This window comes from Dongia rigui (assembly GCF_034044635.1).
GTDB lineage: Bacteria > Pseudomonadota > Alphaproteobacteria > Dongiales > Dongiaceae > Dongia > Dongia rigui.
Genome location: NZ_JAXCLX010000002.1, coordinates 650,382 through 667,280 on the forward strand (window position 1 = coordinate 650,382; position 16,899 = coordinate 667,280).

At 63.6% G+C, this 16,899-nt stretch carries 13 protein-coding genes; 7 read left to right on the top strand and 6 right to left on the bottom strand.

Annotation, left to right across the window (positions count from 1 at the left end; genetic code table 11):
- Window positions 1–117 precede the first annotated feature (117 nt).
- Window positions 118–1,800 carry a methyl-accepting chemotaxis protein gene (locus tag SMD31_RS14615; RefSeq protein ID WP_320501637.1) on the top strand — a complete coding sequence of 561 codons (1,683 nt, stop codon included), beginning with the start codon at window positions 118–120 and terminating at the stop codon, window positions 1,798–1,800.
- On the opposite strand, the gene SMD31_RS14620 is transcribed toward SMD31_RS14615, so the two are convergent.
- The 3 genes from SMD31_RS14620 to SMD31_RS14630 form a co-directional block, all read right to left on the bottom strand.
- Complete coding sequence (locus tag SMD31_RS14620) at window positions 1,763–3,748, bottom strand: MASE1 domain-containing protein (RefSeq protein ID WP_320501638.1); 1,986 nt, start codon at window positions 3,746–3,748, stop codon at window positions 1,763–1,765. The two genes, SMD31_RS14615 and SMD31_RS14620, sit on opposite strands and share 38 nt — an antisense overlap.
- Before the next feature lie 118 nt (window positions 3,749–3,866).
- Window positions 3,867–4,658, bottom strand: a complete 792-nt coding sequence (locus SMD31_RS14625; RefSeq protein WP_320501639.1) for a DsbA family protein — start codon at window positions 4,656–4,658, stop codon at window positions 3,867–3,869.
- A 47-nt stretch (window positions 4,659–4,705) separates the two neighbouring features.
- On the bottom strand, window positions 4,706–6,094 hold the full coding sequence (locus tag SMD31_RS14630; protein WP_320501640.1) for a M48 family metalloprotease: 1,389 nt from the start codon (window positions 6,092–6,094) through the stop codon (window positions 4,706–4,708).
- Between the two features lie 76 nt (window positions 6,095–6,170).
- Between SMD31_RS14630 and SMD31_RS14635 the strand changes: the two genes are divergently transcribed.
- Together SMD31_RS14635 and SMD31_RS14640 are read left to right on the top strand one after the other, a co-directional pair.
- Window positions 6,171–7,787 carry a gamma-glutamyltransferase gene (locus SMD31_RS14635; protein WP_320501641.1) on the top strand — a complete coding sequence of 539 codons (1,617 nt, stop codon included), beginning with the start codon at window positions 6,171–6,173 and terminating at the stop codon, window positions 7,785–7,787.
- Window positions 7,787–8,932 (top strand): pyridoxal phosphate-dependent aminotransferase, encoded by a 1,146-nt coding sequence (locus tag SMD31_RS14640; RefSeq protein ID WP_320501642.1) that lies wholly within the window; start codon window positions 7,787–7,789, stop codon window positions 8,930–8,932. The genes SMD31_RS14635 and SMD31_RS14640 overlap by 1 nt, the downstream gene beginning before the upstream one ends.
- Before the next feature lie 10 nt (window positions 8,933–8,942).
- Here SMD31_RS14640 and tyrS read toward each other — a convergent pair whose 3' ends face one another.
- Window positions 8,943–10,208 (bottom strand): tyrosine--tRNA ligase, encoded by a 1,266-nt coding sequence (gene tyrS / locus SMD31_RS14645; protein ID WP_320501643.1) that lies wholly within the window; start codon window positions 10,206–10,208, stop codon window positions 8,943–8,945.
- A gap of 253 nt (window positions 10,209–10,461) precedes the next feature.
- Between tyrS and SMD31_RS14650 the strand changes: the two genes are divergently transcribed.
- The gene (locus SMD31_RS14650) at window positions 10,462–11,553 is read left to right on the top strand and encodes an anhydro-N-acetylmuramic acid kinase (RefSeq protein ID WP_320501644.1); all 1,092 of its coding nucleotides are present in this window, start codon (window positions 10,462–10,464) and stop codon (window positions 11,551–11,553) included.
- 111 nt (window positions 11,554–11,664) lie between these two features.
- On the opposite strand, the gene SMD31_RS14655 is transcribed toward SMD31_RS14650, so the two are convergent.
- The gene (locus tag SMD31_RS14655; protein ID WP_320501645.1) at window positions 11,665–12,585 is read right to left on the bottom strand and encodes a TauD/TfdA dioxygenase family protein; all 921 of its coding nucleotides are present in this window, start codon (window positions 12,583–12,585) and stop codon (window positions 11,665–11,667) included.
- A gap of 159 nt (window positions 12,586–12,744) precedes the next feature.
- Here SMD31_RS14655 and SMD31_RS14660 point away from each other — a divergent pair, with 159 nt between their 5' ends.
- From SMD31_RS14660 to SMD31_RS14670, 3 genes are all read left to right on the top strand, one after another.
- Window positions 12,745–13,497 (top strand): SDR family NAD(P)-dependent oxidoreductase, encoded by a 753-nt coding sequence (locus SMD31_RS14660; protein WP_320501646.1) that lies wholly within the window; start codon window positions 12,745–12,747, stop codon window positions 13,495–13,497.
- Window positions 13,498–14,170: 673 nt separating this feature from the next.
- Window positions 14,171–15,268: a hypothetical protein gene (locus SMD31_RS14665; protein ID WP_320501647.1), complete on the top strand. Its 1,098-nt coding sequence runs from the start codon at window positions 14,171–14,173 to the stop codon at window positions 15,266–15,268.
- 127 nt (window positions 15,269–15,395) lie between these two features.
- Window positions 15,396–16,280 (top strand): DMT family transporter, encoded by an 885-nt coding sequence (locus SMD31_RS14670; RefSeq protein WP_320501648.1) that lies wholly within the window; start codon window positions 15,396–15,398, stop codon window positions 16,278–16,280.
- A gap of 35 nt (window positions 16,281–16,315) precedes the next feature.
- On the opposite strand, the gene SMD31_RS14675 is transcribed toward SMD31_RS14670, so the two are convergent.
- Complete coding sequence (locus tag SMD31_RS14675) at window positions 16,316–16,795, bottom strand: PAS domain-containing protein (protein WP_320501649.1); 480 nt, start codon at window positions 16,793–16,795, stop codon at window positions 16,316–16,318.
- Window positions 16,796–16,899 lie beyond the last annotated feature (104 nt).

The following is a 16,899-nucleotide window of genomic DNA, read 5'->3' on the forward strand; positions in this document are numbered from 1 at the left end:
TTCCAGAACTTATTCGGAACTCGTTTAATGGAGTGCACATTTTTTTAATATCGTGCACAATTATGCGACTTTAATCCGGCCGCGAGAGCCGGGAATGGTGTCTGTCAGGGGGCAATTTTGGCGAATTCCGATGGGGCGCTGACCCCACCTCATCTTGATTCTCGGCTGATCGAACTGGGCCTCGAGGGGCTTGAAAGCCTGCAGCATGGCATCGGCCGGGTCCTGGATGCCCAAGCCCTGTCCCTGGGCGAAATCGCCGCGCGCAGCCAGCGCATGAATACCGCCCTTGATCAGTCCAGCGCCGAAGTCACGGCCAGCGGCCGCATCGCCGGCGATTTGCAGCAGTCGCTGGCGGCCGAAATGGCGGCGGTGCTTGCCAACATCAAGGCCGAACTTGACGCGGTGGTGATCGCCATCGAAAGCAAGGCCAGCGACGCCCTCACGGTCCTGCGCGAGATCGAAAGCATCGCCAAATCGGTCAACCTCCTGGCGCTCAATGCCACGATCGAGGCCGTGCATGCGGGCGAGCAGGGCAAGGGGTTCGCCGTCGTGGCGAGCGAGGTACGGCAACTGGCACAGCGCACGATGCAAAGCGCCAAGCAGGCCGGTCGCAGCATCGATCTCAGCGACGTGCAGAAGCGTGTCGCCGGCACGGCCGCCAAATCCGACCAGATGCTCGGCGAAATCGCCGGCCATCTGGCGCGCGAACTTGATCGCCTCAGTGCCAATTTCCAATCCATCAACCAGTGCATCGACGATCTCCGGGACAACAACCGCGTCATCTCGGTGGCGGTACCCCAGGCAACGGCCCGCAATGACGGCGTCGTCGGCAAGTCGCGCTGGTCCATGCAATTGGCCGAAGAACTGGCGGCCGCCCTCGACACCGGCAGCGATGCGGTGCGCAATGTCCTCAAACGCCATCATCTGCCGAGCAGCGCCGATTATGATCGTCTGGCCGATATCCAGAGGCGCGGGACGATCCGCATTGCGGTGGAGCCCGCTTTCGTCGGTCTGTCCTTCCGCCTGCGCCCGGGCGGCCCGCTCATGGGCCTCGACATCGATTACGCCACTGCCTTTGCCAAATGGCTGGGCGTGAAGGCGGAGTTTGTCGAATATCCCTGGGACCAGTGCACCGAGTTGCTGCATCTCGGGCCAAGGCCCGGCGAGGCGCCGGCGGATCTGGTGTGGAGCGCGCTGCCGCCCAACGCCGCTTATCGCGGCACCGCCTTCTCGGAAAGCTATACCTATCTCAATTACTGTCTGGGGCGGCGCGCTGGCGACCAGCAGATCCGCGGCGTGGACGATCTCGCCGGCAAGGTCTTGGGCTGCATCAATGATCCCGGCGCCTTTGCCACACTGGAAGCGGCCGGCATTCGCTGGGCCGCCAATGCGGCAAAAGCAGGTGGCAAGGTGCGCCTTGCCAACCTTATCGCCTATTCGGACCAGAGCCAGATTCACGACTGCCTGGTCGAGCGTGTCGTCGATGCCTTCGCCGTCGACCAGCCGATTTATTTCTGGGCGGCGACGGGGGCGGAGAGCCGCTGGAAGGGCAAGATCGAATTGCTGCCGGGCAATCTGGCGGCGGCCCCCTGGTATTATGCCGTCGGCGTCGCCGCGACCGGCGCCGGCTACCAGCTTCTTGCCAAAGTGAACGAATTCATCCGCTGGTTTCGCGACCAGCCGGAACGCGCGGCGCTCGAAAAGAAGTGGCAGGGACAATCGATCGCCGGCACCAGCACCTATCGCGACGAGCCCGGCAACCTCATGGGCGAGGAAGAACTGGCGCGGCTGCGCTCGTAGCCGCCATCTCCCGCAGCGTGGCGCTGGGGCAGGTGAACTGCCATATCAGGCCCGTCGCCTGAAAATCCAGAATCACCTGGGCACCGAAGCTGGTACGGATCATGCGCTCGATCACCGTCGAGCCGAAGCCGCGATGCTTGGGCGCTTTCACCCGCGGCCCGCCGCTTTCAATCCAGCGCATCAGGAAACGGTCATCGGCAGCGCTGATCTGCCAGGTGATGCCGATGCGCCCGGTATCGCTCGACAATGCGCCATATTTGGCGGCATTGGTCGCCAGTTCATGGAGCGCCATCCCGACCAGCTGGGCCGCATTGCCGGAGAGGGTCAGGGCCGGGCCGCCAATGCGAATGCGGTCGTCGAACAGATCCTTGAAATGCGCCAGCTGGGTCCGTACCAGGTCGTCAAGGGCAACGCCGTCCCAGACGTTCTGTGTCAGCAGATTCTGGTGTTCGGCCAGCGCCTGCAGACGTTCCTCGAAGCGCCCCAGAAAATCGGCGCCGCCGGTAGCGCCCAGTTGTCGCGCCACCGCCTGAACCAGGCTCAGGGTATTCTTGGCGCGATGGCTGACCTCGCGCGTCAGAAAGCGTTCCCGGGCCTCGGCATGGCGCCGTTCGGTCACGTCGACGATGGAGCCGATCAGCTGCACGGCCTTGCCGTTCGTGTCGCGGATGATCTGGCCGTGATCTTCGACATCACGCCAGGATCCATCGCCGTGGCGGATACGGTAGTTCGAGCTGTAGCGCTGGCAAGCGGAATCGCTAAGGCATGCATCGTGATAGGTGACATGCGCTGGCGCGTCGTCGGGATGGATGCGTCCACGCCACCAATCGCTGTTGCCAAGATCGACCTCGTTCTCGCCGACGAACCGCTCCAGGCCGTAGGCGAAGACCGCAGTGCCATCGTCGGGTCGCGTCTCATAGATCAGCGCGTTGGTGGCGTCCGCCGCATGGCGGAAGCGCTTGTCGCTGGCTTGGAGCGAGGCGGTTTGCGCCTGGACGCGGGATTGCAGGTTCCGATTGGCGACCTTGAGGGCCTGCATCGATTGCCGGCGCTGTCGCGCCAGCGTGCCAAGCACCAGCGCCAACAATGACGCCACGACCAGGAACAGCTGCACCATGAATTGCTGCATCCCGGTCGAGACGCCGAGGCGCGTCACGGTACCTTCGCCGGCCAAGGTATAATGGCTGGCCGTCAGCGCAATCAGCAGCGACGTCAGTGCCGCACCCAGCGTTTCAAAGCGAAGCGCTGCCCACAGCACCGGCAGCAACAGCAGGAAGTCGAACGGATAACGTCCGGTGAAAACCAGATGCGCCGTCACCACGGATAGCGCCACCAGGCAGGCAACCTCGATCCAGCGGGCGGTTTCGACGCGGCGCCATTTGCGCCAGTTCTGCAGGACCGTGAGGACGGCCGGCGTAAAGACCAGCACGCCGGACGCATCGCCCACCCACCACAGCGGCCAGGCGTCGGGGAAGGACTGGCGTGCGGTGAGGGACACCGTGGCGGCCCCGACCGTCGCACCGACGACGGGCGCGAGCAGGCCGGCCAGGGTGAAGGCCAGGATGTCGCGCAGATCGCTGAAACGGAACGAGGCGATCTTCCCCCAGCGGAGGAAAGTGGCGCCGGCCACGGCTTCCAAGGCATTGCCGGTGAAGATCATCAGGCCGGGGACGGGGCTGAGGTGGAAGAAGACGGCGCCAGCCGCAAGTTCGGCCATCAACCCGGTGCCGATCCACCAAGGCCAGCTGCGCCGATCGGCAATGAGGAGAAGTCCCAGCAACAATCCACCCGGCGGCCAGATCGTGATACCGGCCACATCGGCAGAACCCAGCTGGTCCGCCAGCCAGCAGAAGGCAAAGTAGGTGAGCGCGAACAGCCCAAGGGAGAGAAGCGACGGCCGCCTTACGCTGCCGCCGGGCCGCGTCCCAGCCTGCCGCCGACCGACCATGCCCAGTTCCCCCAAAACCGGCCCCGTCTACGCGAGAGGGCATGGGAAGTTAATCCCCGAGCCGGGCGATAAGCCAGCGAAACTTCGCCGATAAACCCGAAAACGGGCGGATATTCCGTCAGGAACCCTTGCGCGCGTCCGCGATAAGACCCTTGAGTTCCTCGATCGAAAGCGCGCCCGGCATGACATGATCGCCGACGATGAAGGTGGGGGTCGAGCGGATGCCGAGTGCCAGCGCCAGTTCGTGATTGGCGGTCAGCTGCTTTTCAATGGCCTCCGACTTCATATCGGCCACCAGTTGCTCGCCATTGAGGCCTACCGCCGCGGCGACGCCGGCGATGGAATCGAGATCGAGCTGCCCGCGATGGGCCATCAGCGCCTGATGGAAGGCCAAGTATTTGCCCTGCTTCTGGGCCGCGAGCGCTGCGCGCGACGCCAGCACGGATGGGTCGCCGAGGATCGGGAATTCCTTGAACACGATCCGGAGCTTCGGATCGTCTTTGAGCAGCCCTTCCAGGGCCGGCGATACCTGTTTGCAATAGGGGCATTTGTAATCGAAGAATTCGACCAGCGTCACATCGCCCAGCGGATTGCCGGCGACCGGCGCATCGGCATCGGCAAAGAGCTGGTCCTTGTACTTGGTGACGGCCTCCGACTGGCGGTCCGCCTTGGCTGCTTCCTCCTTGGCCTGCAAGGCCTGGATGGCGTCGCGTATGGTTTCAGGATTCTGCAGCAGGTAGTCGCGCGACAGCTTGCCGATCTCCTCGGCCTGCGCGGTCGTGAAGACGGCGCTGGACAGGGCCGCCTGCGGTGCCGTCTTTGGCTGAAGGATGCCAAGGCTGATGGCAAGGGCCGCTGCACTGAGGGCGAGGGCTGCCAGACCGGGAAGGTGACGCAGGAAACCAGACATGGGTCGAAATCCTTGGAACTGATGTGAATCGGTTGCGCCGCGTGGGGCTATTTGTTGGCCTTGATCATCTGCGCTTCGCTGATAATGTCATTGGCCTTGAGCCAGCCCGGCGATCCGGCAGGCAAGCCTTCGAGTGCGCGCTTGGCCTGCGCCCAGGCCTCGTCGGAGTTCCCCTGCGCCATCGCCTGTTCCGCCTGCGCCAGGGACGACATCGGCAGATTGCCGTCGCGCCCATAGGCCACGGACAGGAAATACCAGGCGCGCGAATTCCGTGGCTCGATCGTGGTCACGGCCTCGAGGTGCCGGATGGCGCTCTTGGTCAGTTCCGGCTCTTCCAGTTCGATCTCGACCTGCGCCACTTCCAGCCCCAGCAACGGTTCGGTCGGGAGCTGGTTGAAGGCGGCGGTATAGAGCGGCAGCGCTTCCCGCAGCTTGCCGTTCTCGAACAGGATCTGTGCTTTCTGCTCCAGGAAGTAGGGATCGTTGGGAATGTCGGCGAGCAGGCTGTCCATCAGTTGCAGCGCCTCCGGCATGCGGCTCACCCGAAACAGCGCGATGGCACGGGCATAGCGCGCGCCAATGGATGTATCGGTCTTGGGGAACTCCTGCTCCACGCGCTGCAGCGGCCAGATATAGCCCTTCAGCTTCGCCACCATCCGCTCGTGTCGCGCGATATCCTCGGGCGGGTCCTTGGCATCGCTATAGGCCGATTCACTGACATGCTGCTCGACCGCCGAAACGCGGTCGGTGGTGAGCGGGTGGGTCAGCAGATAGGGGTCCTGGTTCTGCGGCAGCAGGAATTCCTGCTCCTCCAGCTTTTCGAAAAACTCGGCCATGCCGCGCGAGGACTGGTGGGTCGCATCGAGAAAGCCCATGCCGGCCTGGTCGGCGGCGGCCTCCTGGGTGCGCGAATATTGGAGCAATGATCGCTTGGCAATCTCATTGCCCAGCGTCGTACCGGCGATGACTGCGCCACCATTGCCACTCGCGACGGCAGCACCGGCGCCCAGCAGCATACCGATGATCTGCTCGATGGTGGCGTTCTTGAGCTCGTCCTGGATGCGCGACAGATGCGCCCCGGCGATATGGCCGGTTTCGTGGGCGATGACCCCCTTCACCTGGTTGGGCGTGTCGGCCCGCAACAGGAGGCCGGTATTGATGAACAAGCGCTGGCCGCCAGCGACAAATGCGTTGATTGAATCTTCGTTGACCAGCAGCACCCGGATCGCCAGCGGATCCAGCCCGGCGGCCCGGAAAAGGGGGTCGGCATAGGCGCGGATGGTGGATTCGATCTCGGCATCGCGGATCAGGCTTAAGGCCCGCTGCTGGGCCAGGGCAGGCCCGGCCGGCAGCGCGAGGCTCAAAGCCAGCAGCAAAGTGCCGATTTGTGCCCCGATTCGCCGGCAAACCTGCGTCGCATTGGCTCGGTTGATCAATCCGGGCTTCCTTCTCTATGCTCCCCGGCAATCGGGGTTTCGACCCAACAACTGGAATCAGGGCGGAGTTCACTAAATGTCTGTTCCCTATCATAACGGCCAAGCCGTGACCGGCAAGCACGGCCCGGAGACACATTCCGGTGACCGGCGATTCGCCGCCGCCCAGTCATTTGTCCAGCCGTCATTTGTCCAGCCGTCAAATGGCCGGCGGATGGGGGCCCTGGGCCTTGCTGGCGTCGCCCTGCTGCCGACCCTGCTCCTCGCCAGCTGCGGCGGCAACACGCGCTCCGTCGCCTCCGATGCGACCCAGATCGACGGCTTTCGCGCTGGTGTCGTCGCGGACGAGCCGCGCGCCGCGCTGATCGGCCGCACGGCCATCGCGGCTGGCGGTAACGCGGCGGATGGCGTCGTGGCGGCCTATTTCGCCTTGTCGGTTACCTTGCCGAGTGCCGCCGGCCTTGGTGGTGGTGGCATCTGCATTGCCCATGATGCGGACAAGAAGACCACCGACGTCATCGACTTCCTGCCGCGGGCGGCAGCCGGTGGCGCCGTCGCGGTGCCAGGGAATGTCCGTGGCATGGCGGCCCTCAATGCGCGTTACGGCAAGCTGCCCTTGGCGCAGCTGGTGGGACCGGCCGAAGGCCTGGCGACGCAGGGTGTCCCCATCAGCAAGGCGCTGGCCCGGGACCTCACACAATACGGACAGACACTCGCCGAGGATCCCAGCCTGCAGGCAAGCTTCTACAAGCTCGATGGCACAGCGCTTGCCGAGGGCGACAACATGCGCCCGGTCGACCTGGCAGCGACCCTCGGCCAGATCCGCGCCCAGGGCGTGAACGCCTTCTACAGCGGCCTTCTGGGCCAAAAGCTGGTCGAAGGGGCGCAGGCCATCGGTGCGCCGCTCACCATCGACGATCTGCGGAACTACAAGGTGCAGATCTACCCACCGGTCGACGTGCCCTTCACCGATCTCAGCCTCTATGTGGCGCCGCCGCCTGCCTCGGGTGGGGTCATGACCGCCCAGGCCGTCTCCTTGCTCGTCGGTGGCGACAACGCGCCGGCCGGCCAGCAGGCGATCTCGCGCGAGATCATGGCGGCGCGCGGCGCCTGGATGCAGCCCGACGGGCTCTCGCAACAGCAGCCGCTCGACCTCATCGCAGCCGACAAGGTGAAGGCGCTGGCGAGCCAAAGCAGCATCACCCTGCCGCAGGAAAACACCAGTGCTGCCAGCATTGTTGCGGTCGATTCCGATGGTGTCGCCGTCGCCTGCACCTTCACCATGAACGCACCTTTCGGTGCCGCGCGCGTCGCGCAAGGGACGGGCATCGTGCTGGCACCGGCGCCCAATGACCAGGGCGTCGGCTTTTCAACTTTGTCGCCGGTCATGGTCGCCTCGAAGTTCAACGGCCAGGTCTATTTCATGGCCGGCGCCGCGGGCGGCGCCCCGGGTGCCCTGGCCGAAGGTCTGATCCTTGATGCCGTCATGCGTCGCGCCATGCCGCTCGACCAGGCCATGCAGCTGCCGCGCGCCTATGCCGATGGCAGCCAGCAGGTCGATGAGGGGCAGGGGCTCCGCATCGGGCGCGTCAACGCCATCTTCTGCAGCGAGGCGACGCCGTCAGATCCGGATTCCTGCCAGCTCCGGAACGATTATCGCGGCTACGGCCTCGCCTCGATCCTCGGCCAAGAATAGTGGCGCTGAAGACCTCGCGGCGCGCGGCCATCGATCCATTCATCGTGATGGAGGTGATGCGCGCCGCCAATGAGCGGGCGGCGGAGGGCGGCGATATCCTCCATATGGAGGTGGGCCAGCCTTCGACCCCGGCGCCGCGCAAGGTGCTGGAGGCAGCAAAGCAGGCCCTCGACAGCCATCTCATCGGCTATACCGATGCGCTGGGTCTCCCGGCCTTGCGCCAGCGCATTGCGCAGCACTATCGCGATTTCTATGGCGCGGACGTGCCGGCTTCGCGCATCGCCGTCACCACCGGTTCCTCCGGCGGCTTTCTGCTCTCATTCCTCGCCGCCTTCGATCCCGGCGACCGGGTGGCGCTCGCGATGCCCGGTTATCCCTGCTATCGCCATATCCTCACGGCGCTGGGCCTCGAGCCGGTGCTGATCGAGACGCATGCCGCGACCAAGTTCCAGCCGACCATCGCCGATCTCGACCGCATCGAAGGCCGGCTCGACGGCCTCATCATCGCCTCACCGTCAAACCCGGTGGGCGCGGTTTTGCCGGCGGCCGAGCTCACCGCCATCGCAGAGTGGTGCGCGACAAAGGGCGTGCGCCTCGTCTCGGACGAGATCTATCACGGCATCACCTTCGGTGCGCCGGCCAGCACGGCGGCGCGGCTCGAGGGCGCCATCGTCATCAACAGCTTCTCGAAATATTTCAGCATGACCGGTTGGCGCCTGGGCTGGATGGTCTTGCCCGAGGATCTCGTGAAACCGGTCGAGCGCCTGGCGCAGAACTTCTTCATCTCCGCCCCGGCCCTCTCGCAACTGGCCGGTATTGCCGCCTTCGACGCACATGACGAATTGCAGGGAAATGTCGCGCGCTATGGGAAGAACCGCGAGATCCTGCTCAATGATCTCCCCGCGGCCGGCTTCGACAATCTCATCACGACGGACGGCGCCTTCTACATCTACGCCAATGTAGCGCGGCTCACCAATGACAGCCTCGATTTCTGCCGCCGCATGTTGAGCGAGACAGGTGTCGCAGCCACCCCCGGCATCGATTTCGACCCGGCGCGCGGGCGCCACTTCATGCGCTTCTGCTTCAGCGGCGCGACGGCGGACATGGTCGAGGCGGCGCGTCGCCTCAAGGAATGGCGGAAGTAGAAGGCAGCCTTCAGGCGACCTTCACCACCACATGCTTCTTCTTCCCCGCGGAAAGCTTGATGACACCATCGGCATTGATGTCGCCGGCGCCGACCTTCAGCGTGTCGTCGCTGATCGCCTGGTCGTTCATCTTGGCGCCATTCCCCTTGATGAGGCGGCGCGCGTCACTCTTTGACGTCGCAAGCCCCGCCTGCACCAGCAGATCGAGCACCGGCAGCCCGGCGTCGAGGACACCGCGTGCAACGTCGATGGTCGGCAGCTCGCCACCCAATCCACCTTCGATGAACACCTTGCGCGCCGTTTCCTTGGCGTCGGCCGCGGCGTCGGCACCGCGGCACATCGTGGTCGCGGCATCGGCCAGGATGATCTTCGCGTCGTTGATCTCGGCGCCCTGCAGCTTCTCGAGGCGCGCGATCTCATCCAGCGGCAGATCGGTGAAGAGGCGCAGGAAGCGCCCGACATCGGCATCTTCCGTGTTGCGCCAGAACTGCCAATAGTCATAGGAGGAGAGGCGCTCTTCGTTGAGCCACACGGCCCCGCTCGCGGTCTTGCCCATCTTGGCGCCAGAGGCGAGGGTGATGAGTGGCGAGGTCAGGCCATAGAGCGCCTTGTCGTCACAGCGGCGGCCGAGTTCCACGCCGTTGACGATATTGCCCCACTGGTCCGAGCCGCCCAGCTGCAACACGCAGTTCTGCCGCCGCGCCAGTTCCAGGAAATCATAGGCCTGCAGGATCATGTAGTTGAACTCGAGGAAGGTCAGTGCCTGCTCACGCTCCAGGCGCAGCTTCACCGAGTCAAAGGCCAGCATGCGGTTGACCGAGAAATGCCGGCCATAGTCGCGCAGGAATTCGAGGTAGTTGAGCTGGTCCAGCCAGTCGGCGTTGTTGACCATCACCGCATCGGTCGGACCATCGCCGAAGGTCAGGAATTTCGAGAAGACGCGTTTGATGCCGGCGATGTTGTTGGCGATGTCGGCATCGGTCAGGACCTTGCGCATGTCGTCGCGGCCCGTGGGGTCGCCGACCTTCGTCGTGCCGCCGCCCATGAGCACGATCGGCTTGCCGCCCGATTTCTGCAGCAGGCGCAGCATCATGATCTGCACCATGGAGCCGACATGGAGCGAATCCGCCGTGGCGTCGAAGCCGATATAGGCGACGAGCGGCTTGGGGCCCTGGGCCGCCTGGTCCAGCTCCTCCATATTGGTGCACTGGTGCAGATACCCGCGCGCCACGAAATCGCGCAGGAAGGGGGATTTGGGCTGGAAGGTGGCGCTCATGATCGGTTTCCGATGGTCAGTCAGGTCTTGGGGGCTTCTTGTCTTGCGGCCGGTCATGTAACACATTCGCCGGATGGCGGCCAAGCCGCGACCGTTGACGTCGCTTTTCATCGCTAGGACAGCGTGTTACCCCTCACCCCAACCCCTCTCCCCAGAGGGGCGAGGGGCTTCAACTCATGATCCTCAGAACCTCCCTCGCCCGCGCCAGCGGGGAGAGGGTCGGGGTGAGGGGCACTTTGGACAAGGAATCACGATGCCGGGAAAATGGGCGATCGGGCTGATGAGCGGAACCAGCGCCGACGGGGTCGACGCGGCGCTCATCGAGGCGGATGCCGAGGCCATCTACCGCTTCGGACCGGCTCTCTCCGAACCCTATGATCCGGCCTTCCGCCAGCGCCTCGTTGCCACCTATGGCGGCAAGGGTGCCCTGGACGAGATCGCCGCCGTCGAAAGGGATCTGACCCAGCGCCACGCCGTGGCGGTCCAACACCTTCTCGAGCGCGCCAAGCTCACCCCGGCTGACATCAAGGTCGTGGGCTTCCACGGCCAGACCATCTTCCACGCGCCGAAGGAACGCCGCACCTGGCAGATCGGCGATGGCGCGCTGCTCGCCCAGCTCACCGGTATCGATGTGGTGAACGATTTCCGCAGTAATGATGTGGCGGCGGGCGGGCAGGGGGCGCCCCTGGTGCCGATCTTCCACAAGGCGCTGGTCGACGCCTTGCCCGCGGGTTCTCCCCGGCCCATCGCCGTCCTCAATATCGGCGGCGTTGCCAATGTCACCTGGATCGGCCGCGACGGATCCTTGCTCGCCTTCGACACCGGTCCCGGAAATGCGCTCATCGACGATTGGGCGCAGCGGCATGAAGGCCGCCCGGTCGATCTCGGCGGGGCGCTGGCGAAGAAGGGCCGCATCGACGAGGACGTGCTGGCCCGGCTCCTCAGCCATCCCTTCTTCGATGCCAAGGCGCCAAAATCGCTCGACCGCAACGCCTTCCACTCAAAGCTCGCCGATCATCTCTCGGTCGAAGACGGGGCGGCGACACTCACCGCCTTTACTGCGGCCAGCATCGCCCGCGCTGTCTATCTCTTCCCGGAACCCGCGCAAGCCTGGCTCGTCTGCGGCGGCGGGCGGCACAATCCGGTGCTGATGGATGCGCTGGAGGAACGCCTCGATGCACCGGTCAAAGGTGTGAACGACGTCGGCTGGGATGGCGACGCGCTCGAGGCCCAGGCCTTCGCCTATCTCGCGCTAAGGAGCCTCGCTGGTTTGCCCTTGAGCTACCCCACCACCACCGCCGTGCCCCAGCCGATGACCGGCGGCGCCTTGCACAAGGCCGGGTAGCGCGCCTCATTCGTCATGGTCGGCGAAGGCCGACCATCCACGAGTTTGCTGGCGAGCGACGAAAATAAGTCATGGGTGGTGCGCCGCCGCGTACCGTGACGATAGGAGCGTTCAGGCCCGCGCCGGTTCCTTCAGCGTCTTCGAGTGGCGGCCGTCGACGGAGACTGGTACTTCGCCGGCGATGGTGACGCGGCGCATGGTGCGGTTGGCCTTGCCGTAATCGTTGAGCGCGTAATGCTGTGTGGCCTGGTTGTCCCAGATCGCCACATCGCCCGCCCGCCAGTTCCAGCGCACGATGTTCTCCATGCGGATCACATGGTTCTGCAGCAGCGTGAACAGCAGATTGCTGTCGACGTGATTGTGCCCGACGAAGCGCTGGATGAAATAGCCGAGCACCAGCGACTTCTCGCCGGTTTCCGGGTGGATGCGCACCACCGGATGCTCGGCCTCATAGACTTGGCTCGCGAACACCTTCTCGTAATGCGCCGCTTCCTCCGGGGTCGCTGCCGCATGCTGGGCGGCGTAATCATATTTGTTGGAATGCACCGCCCACAGGCTCTCGGCGAGCTGCTTCAATTGCGGCGACAGGTCGTCATAGGCCGCGACCGTGTTGGCCCACAGCGTATCGCCGCCCACCTCCGGAATGCGCATGGCGCGCAGCACCGAATAGCGCGGATAGGCGTCGACGAAGGTCACATCGGTGTGCCACACATCGGCCTTGCCGTTGCCGGCGGCGGCATCCAGTTCCAGGATGCCCATCGACCCCGTCAGCGCCGTCTCGGTCGGATGCGGCACCAGCCCGCCCAGCATGTTGGCAAAGCGCTCCTGGTCGGTGTCGCTGAACTGTTCCTGGTCGCGGAAGAAAATGACGCGGTGGGCGAGGAGGGCGCGGCGGATTTCCTCGACCTGCTCCCTGGTGATCGTACCGTCGAGCTTGATATTGGAAAGCTCGGCGCCGATGCGGCCCGCAAGACGCCGGATCCGGATGCCCGCCTTATCCGCATGTACCGCCGCGCTTGCCGCCGCACTCATCGTTCCGTCTCCACATTGTCGATTTTTACCTCCGGCCATGGGATCATCGAACCGAACCTGGATTTTGATGCATCGGGTCGCGCGCCGTCCCGTTTCATCAAGCGATTGGAAATGGGCTGGCGGCAAGGTCGGGCCGACAGAATGGGGCAGGGGAAGACGATGCGTTTTGCGGGCAAAAGGGTTCTGGTCACGGGCGGTGCCCGTGGCATCGGCGCGGCGGCGGTGGAAGGCTTCCTCAAAGAAGGTGCCCATGTCGCCATCGGCGCGCGCTCCCAAGCCTCCTATGACGCCTTCGCGCGTGCCCATCCCGATGCCCGCATCGTGCCCGCGCTGGGCGAGATCGGCTCCCGCGTCGCGTGCGCCAAGGTCGTGGCGGCGGCCGAGATTGCCCTGGGCGGTCTCGATATCCTGGTGAACTCGGCCGGCTATTTCGCCGAAGTGCCGGTCGAGGAAATCGACCAGGAACATTGGGACCGCATCATGGAAACCAATGTCGCCGGCACCTTCTTCTGTTCGCAGGCGGCGCTCCCTGAACTCAGGAAGAACAAGGGCAACATCGTCAACGTGGCGTCGGACGCCGGCCTCATCGGCTATCCCTTGGGGGCTGCCTATTCGGCATCAAAAGCTGCCGTCATCAACCTCTCGCGCGCCATGGTGCTGGAACTCGCCCGCGACATCCGCATCAACTGCGTGGCCCCCGGCAATGTCGATACCGACATGATCGCCAAAGCGGCCGAGGCGAGCGGCAACGCCACCACCTACCTCACCCGCGCCCACGCCCGCTCACCCATGCAACGCATGGCGACACCGCAAGAGGTGGCCGACACCATCCTCTACCTCGCCTCGGAGCAAGCCAGCTTCGTCAACGGCGCCATCCTCTCGGTCGACGGCGGCGGGGTGTGCGGGTTTTAGATGCGTCGGGCTGGATGAAAACCCGCTCCATTCAGGAGGTGGCCTTTCATTATTTCCCTCCCCCTTCAGGGGGAGGGCAGGGAGGGGGGTAAGCGAAGACTCCCGCCGCAAATAATCTCCCTCCCTCTCCCCTCGCGGGAGAGGGTCGGGGTGAGGGGGTAAGTGAAGACCGCCAGCCCACGTCCCACCGTCATGCTCTGGCTTGGCCCGGGCATCCGCGAATTGCTTCCTTCCATCACACCCAACGCGCGGATGGCCGGCCGTCCCCCACCATGACGACAGAGGGCCGATGCACCCACCTCCACCATCGTCATCCTCTGCGAAGGCGGGGGATCCACGAGTTTCTTTCTTCGACAGTCTGGCAACGTGCAGTTGGTATGTCGGTAGTTGACATCGGCGAGTGACGCCCCCGGCATCCGAAGCATTGGCGCCAACACCCTTGATGACCACATCTGTGCCAAATCCACGGGCGCGCCCTTCCGCCACCACTACCTCTACCTCGACCGAGTCTAGGCGGCCGTACCGGAGGAGAGGGACGGTATGAGACAAATTCTAGGGAGTAGATGCAAGTTGCTCTCAAAAATAGTTATAGAGCATACTTTATGATGAAGGTACAACTCGCGGCATCATCCTGATTGTCGTTTTCAATTTTCTAGAAACCCGCGTCCGGCCAATGACTCTTGTTGTCGCGACAAAGCTGTTCGAAGTGCCCGTCTTGGCAGGTGACTTTATTGTCAGCAGCAAGGGTACAACAGTGCCGCACATGATGGTGCCAACTCAACCCAGGCTGCCGAGTTTGATGCCCGCAGGCGCCGCGTGGAAAATATCTGGCTTGCGAAAAAAGATCTCAATTGTTCGGCCAGAACTCGCTTTGGGCTGGTCGGGATCCACTATTGGCGCTCGCACACTTATTCGCGAACTGAGGGAGTATCAGCCAATTACTCCTTTCACCTTCGCATCACTATCAAAGTTTCTTTCGACTCTTCATGACTTTGGCTCCAACGTGGTGGAAGTTGTCGGATGGGTTGGCTCAGACGCCCCTACTGCATTTCGATGGTGCAGCGATTGCCATAGGCAAATCGAAGCCATCGGCGATGTCGCCATCGGTTCTGGTGCGAGCACATGGATCTCCGCGCAGCCGAGAGCAATGTCACATTTCAGCGCCACATTGGTTGATCCTGCCGAGCGGGCAATTTCGGCGATGCTGGCTAAGGCAGCAATTCTATTAGGAAGTGAGGTTCATACAGGAAGCACGCTTAAGCATTTTTCTGGGTACGGGCTCGAATTGATATATTGGGCGCAAGGCAGCTTCCGGTATGTCGATGAAGTAACCTATCTAATGTTTGATATAGAGGCGGTATCTCCCGAAAATTTCCAAGGAAACATCATACCAATAATCTACAAATATAAATCATTTGGGCAGCACTGCATTGTACAAGTCACCCAACTCAATAGCGCGGGTCGTCGCGGAGCAAAATCCGGCGACACTTTCGTAAGCGTCATAACGCCCGTCGACAATTCTATGCCCGATCTTGATCTCAAGAAAATTGAACCTTTGTCGCTTCGGTCAGACTACTATTGCGTCTTCATCCGCTGGAGGCTTCTGGGGCGCGGAGAGTTCTCCGGACCAATAGTGCTTGCGGCAGACGGGAACGATGACGCATTTTCATTCAATAGTGCGCACGGGATCGAGTATATCAGCCTGAAGAATGCCTTCGTGTCGTCGCTTATACGCAATATGTCAAGCTACAAGCCGCCATTCCTCAGGTGAGCTCATGCGTGTCGTTTCCGGGCTATAGCGGTAAGCGATAGTGTCCCAAGCCTTTGCACGAAACCTGATGGTCCTCGCATTGCATATCGGATAAACAAGCCGTCGTTATAGCAAGCATTCGGCCCCCATGACCCTCCAAACCCGCGGCATCTTCCTCTACCTCGCCGGCGTCGCACTGTTCGCGGCGAATGATGCGTTGGGGAAGTGGCTGGTCACCGATTACTCGGTCGCCGAGCTGATGCTCATTCGCTCGCTGGGGTCGATTGTGCTCATCCTTGGGTTGATGCGCTCGACCGGGGCGACGCTCAAATTGCCGCCGGGGCAGGGGTGGCTGCATGTGGTGCGCATCCTGCTTCTGGCGGGTGACAGCTTCTCCTTCTATTTCGCCACCAAGGCGCTGCCATTGGCCGACGTCATGACCTTCTACATGTCGGCGCCGCTCATCATCACGGCGGCGTCGGCCTTGCTGCTCCATGAAAAGGTCGGGCTGAAGCGCTGGGGCGCCATCATCGTCGGCTTCGGCGGTGTCGTCATCGCCCTGCAGCCGACCAGTGCCGCGTTCTCGCCCTCGGCCCTCGTCGCCCTCTCGGGTGCGGCGTGTTTTGCCCTGGCGATGGTGATCACGCGGCGCTTGCGCGATTGCCATTGGGTGACGCTGGTCGCCTGGCAGTTCATCGGCTGCGGCATCCTCGGCGTGGTGGCGACACCCTTCGACTGGATCATGCCGACGCCGCTCGATTTCACCCTCATGGCGTTGGTGGGGCTGGTCGCCTGCGGCTGCTTCATGCTGGTGACCAAGGCGCTCGCCCTGGCGCCGGCCTCGCTGCTGGCGCCCTTTCAATACACCGCCATCGTCTGGGCGACGATCCTGGGCTGGATCTTCTTCGGCGATGCGCCGACACCGCCCATCATCCTTGGCAGCCTCATCATCATCGCCAGCGGCCTCTTCGTCCTCTACCGCGAGCGCACGCTCAAGGTCGTCGTCAACGAGCGGGTCGAGCCGATCCCCTGACGGCGCCCCCCGTCGTTCCATGCCCTGCGGCGGGGTCACGTGTCGGGGAAATCGAAGCCCATCATGATCATGTCGACGGTGCTGCCATCCGTCGCCAATGGCAGCAACAGCATGCCATAGCGAAAGTACTCGCCCTCGATGATGACCGACCGGCGCACCATCAAGGGCTGGCGCCCCGTGGCCACCTTGGTCATGACGTCCCTGATGAAGGCACGCGATTGCACGCGCGGGAAATCGTCGACGAAGGTGTTGGTGGGGTCCAGCCCGAACCGCGCCACCCAATCGGTTCCCACCAGCCGAAAGCGAAAGCGCAGCGGCGCCTCGAGGACGTCGAGGAGCACGATACGGCCCAGCAATTTGCGCATGTCGAAGGGGTCGAAGGCGGCGCGTGCCGGCAGCCGGCCGGCCTCGCACCGCTCGCGCCAGAGCCGCAGCAGCTGCGCGAGATCGCCGAGTGCCGCCGTGTCATCGGTCGTCGGGTCGCTGAGGTTGGTGTAATCGTCGAACTCGCTCATCGCACCTTTCCGCAGCGTCCCCCGTCTCGCGCGTCGGCGAGGCGCCGCCCTGTCACCAGGGGTGCCGGCGACGCGAACCTAAGTCTGTCATTCTTCTGCGCCGC

Excerpts from the sequence above, each read along its gene's own strand:
- SMD31_RS14635 (WP_320501641.1), top strand. The coding sequence starts at position 6,171 with ATGTCTGTTCCCTATCATAACGGCCAAGCCGTGACCGGCAAGCACGGC.
- SMD31_RS14625 (WP_320501639.1), bottom strand. The coding sequence starts at position 4,658 with ATGTCTGGTTTCCTGCGTCACCTTCCCGGTCTGGCAGCCCTCGCCCTC.
- SMD31_RS14660 (WP_320501646.1), top strand. The coding sequence starts at position 12,745 with ATGCGTTTTGCGGGCAAAAGGGTTCTGGTCACGGGCGGTGCCCGTGGC.
- SMD31_RS14650 (WP_320501644.1), top strand. The coding sequence starts at position 10,462 with ATGCCGGGAAAATGGGCGATCGGGCTGATGAGCGGAACCAGCGCCGAC.
- SMD31_RS14655 (WP_320501645.1), bottom strand. The coding sequence starts at position 12,585 with ATGAGTGCGGCGGCAAGCGCGGCGGTACATGCGGATAAGGCGGGCATC.
- SMD31_RS14675 (WP_320501649.1), bottom strand. The coding sequence starts at position 16,795 with ATGAGCGAGTTCGACGATTACACCAACCTCAGCGACCCGACGACCGAT.
- SMD31_RS14665 (WP_320501647.1), top strand. The coding sequence starts at position 14,171 with ATGACTCTTGTTGTCGCGACAAAGCTGTTCGAAGTGCCCGTCTTGGCA.
- SMD31_RS14620 (WP_320501638.1), bottom strand. The coding sequence starts at position 3,748 with ATGGTCGGTCGGCGGCAGGCTGGGACGCGGCCCGGCGGCAGCGTAAGG.
- SMD31_RS14670 (WP_320501648.1), top strand. The coding sequence starts at position 15,396 with ATGACCCTCCAAACCCGCGGCATCTTCCTCTACCTCGCCGGCGTCGCA.
- tyrS (WP_320501643.1), bottom strand. The coding sequence starts at position 10,208 with ATGAGCGCCACCTTCCAGCCCAAATCCCCCTTCCTGCGCGATTTCGTG.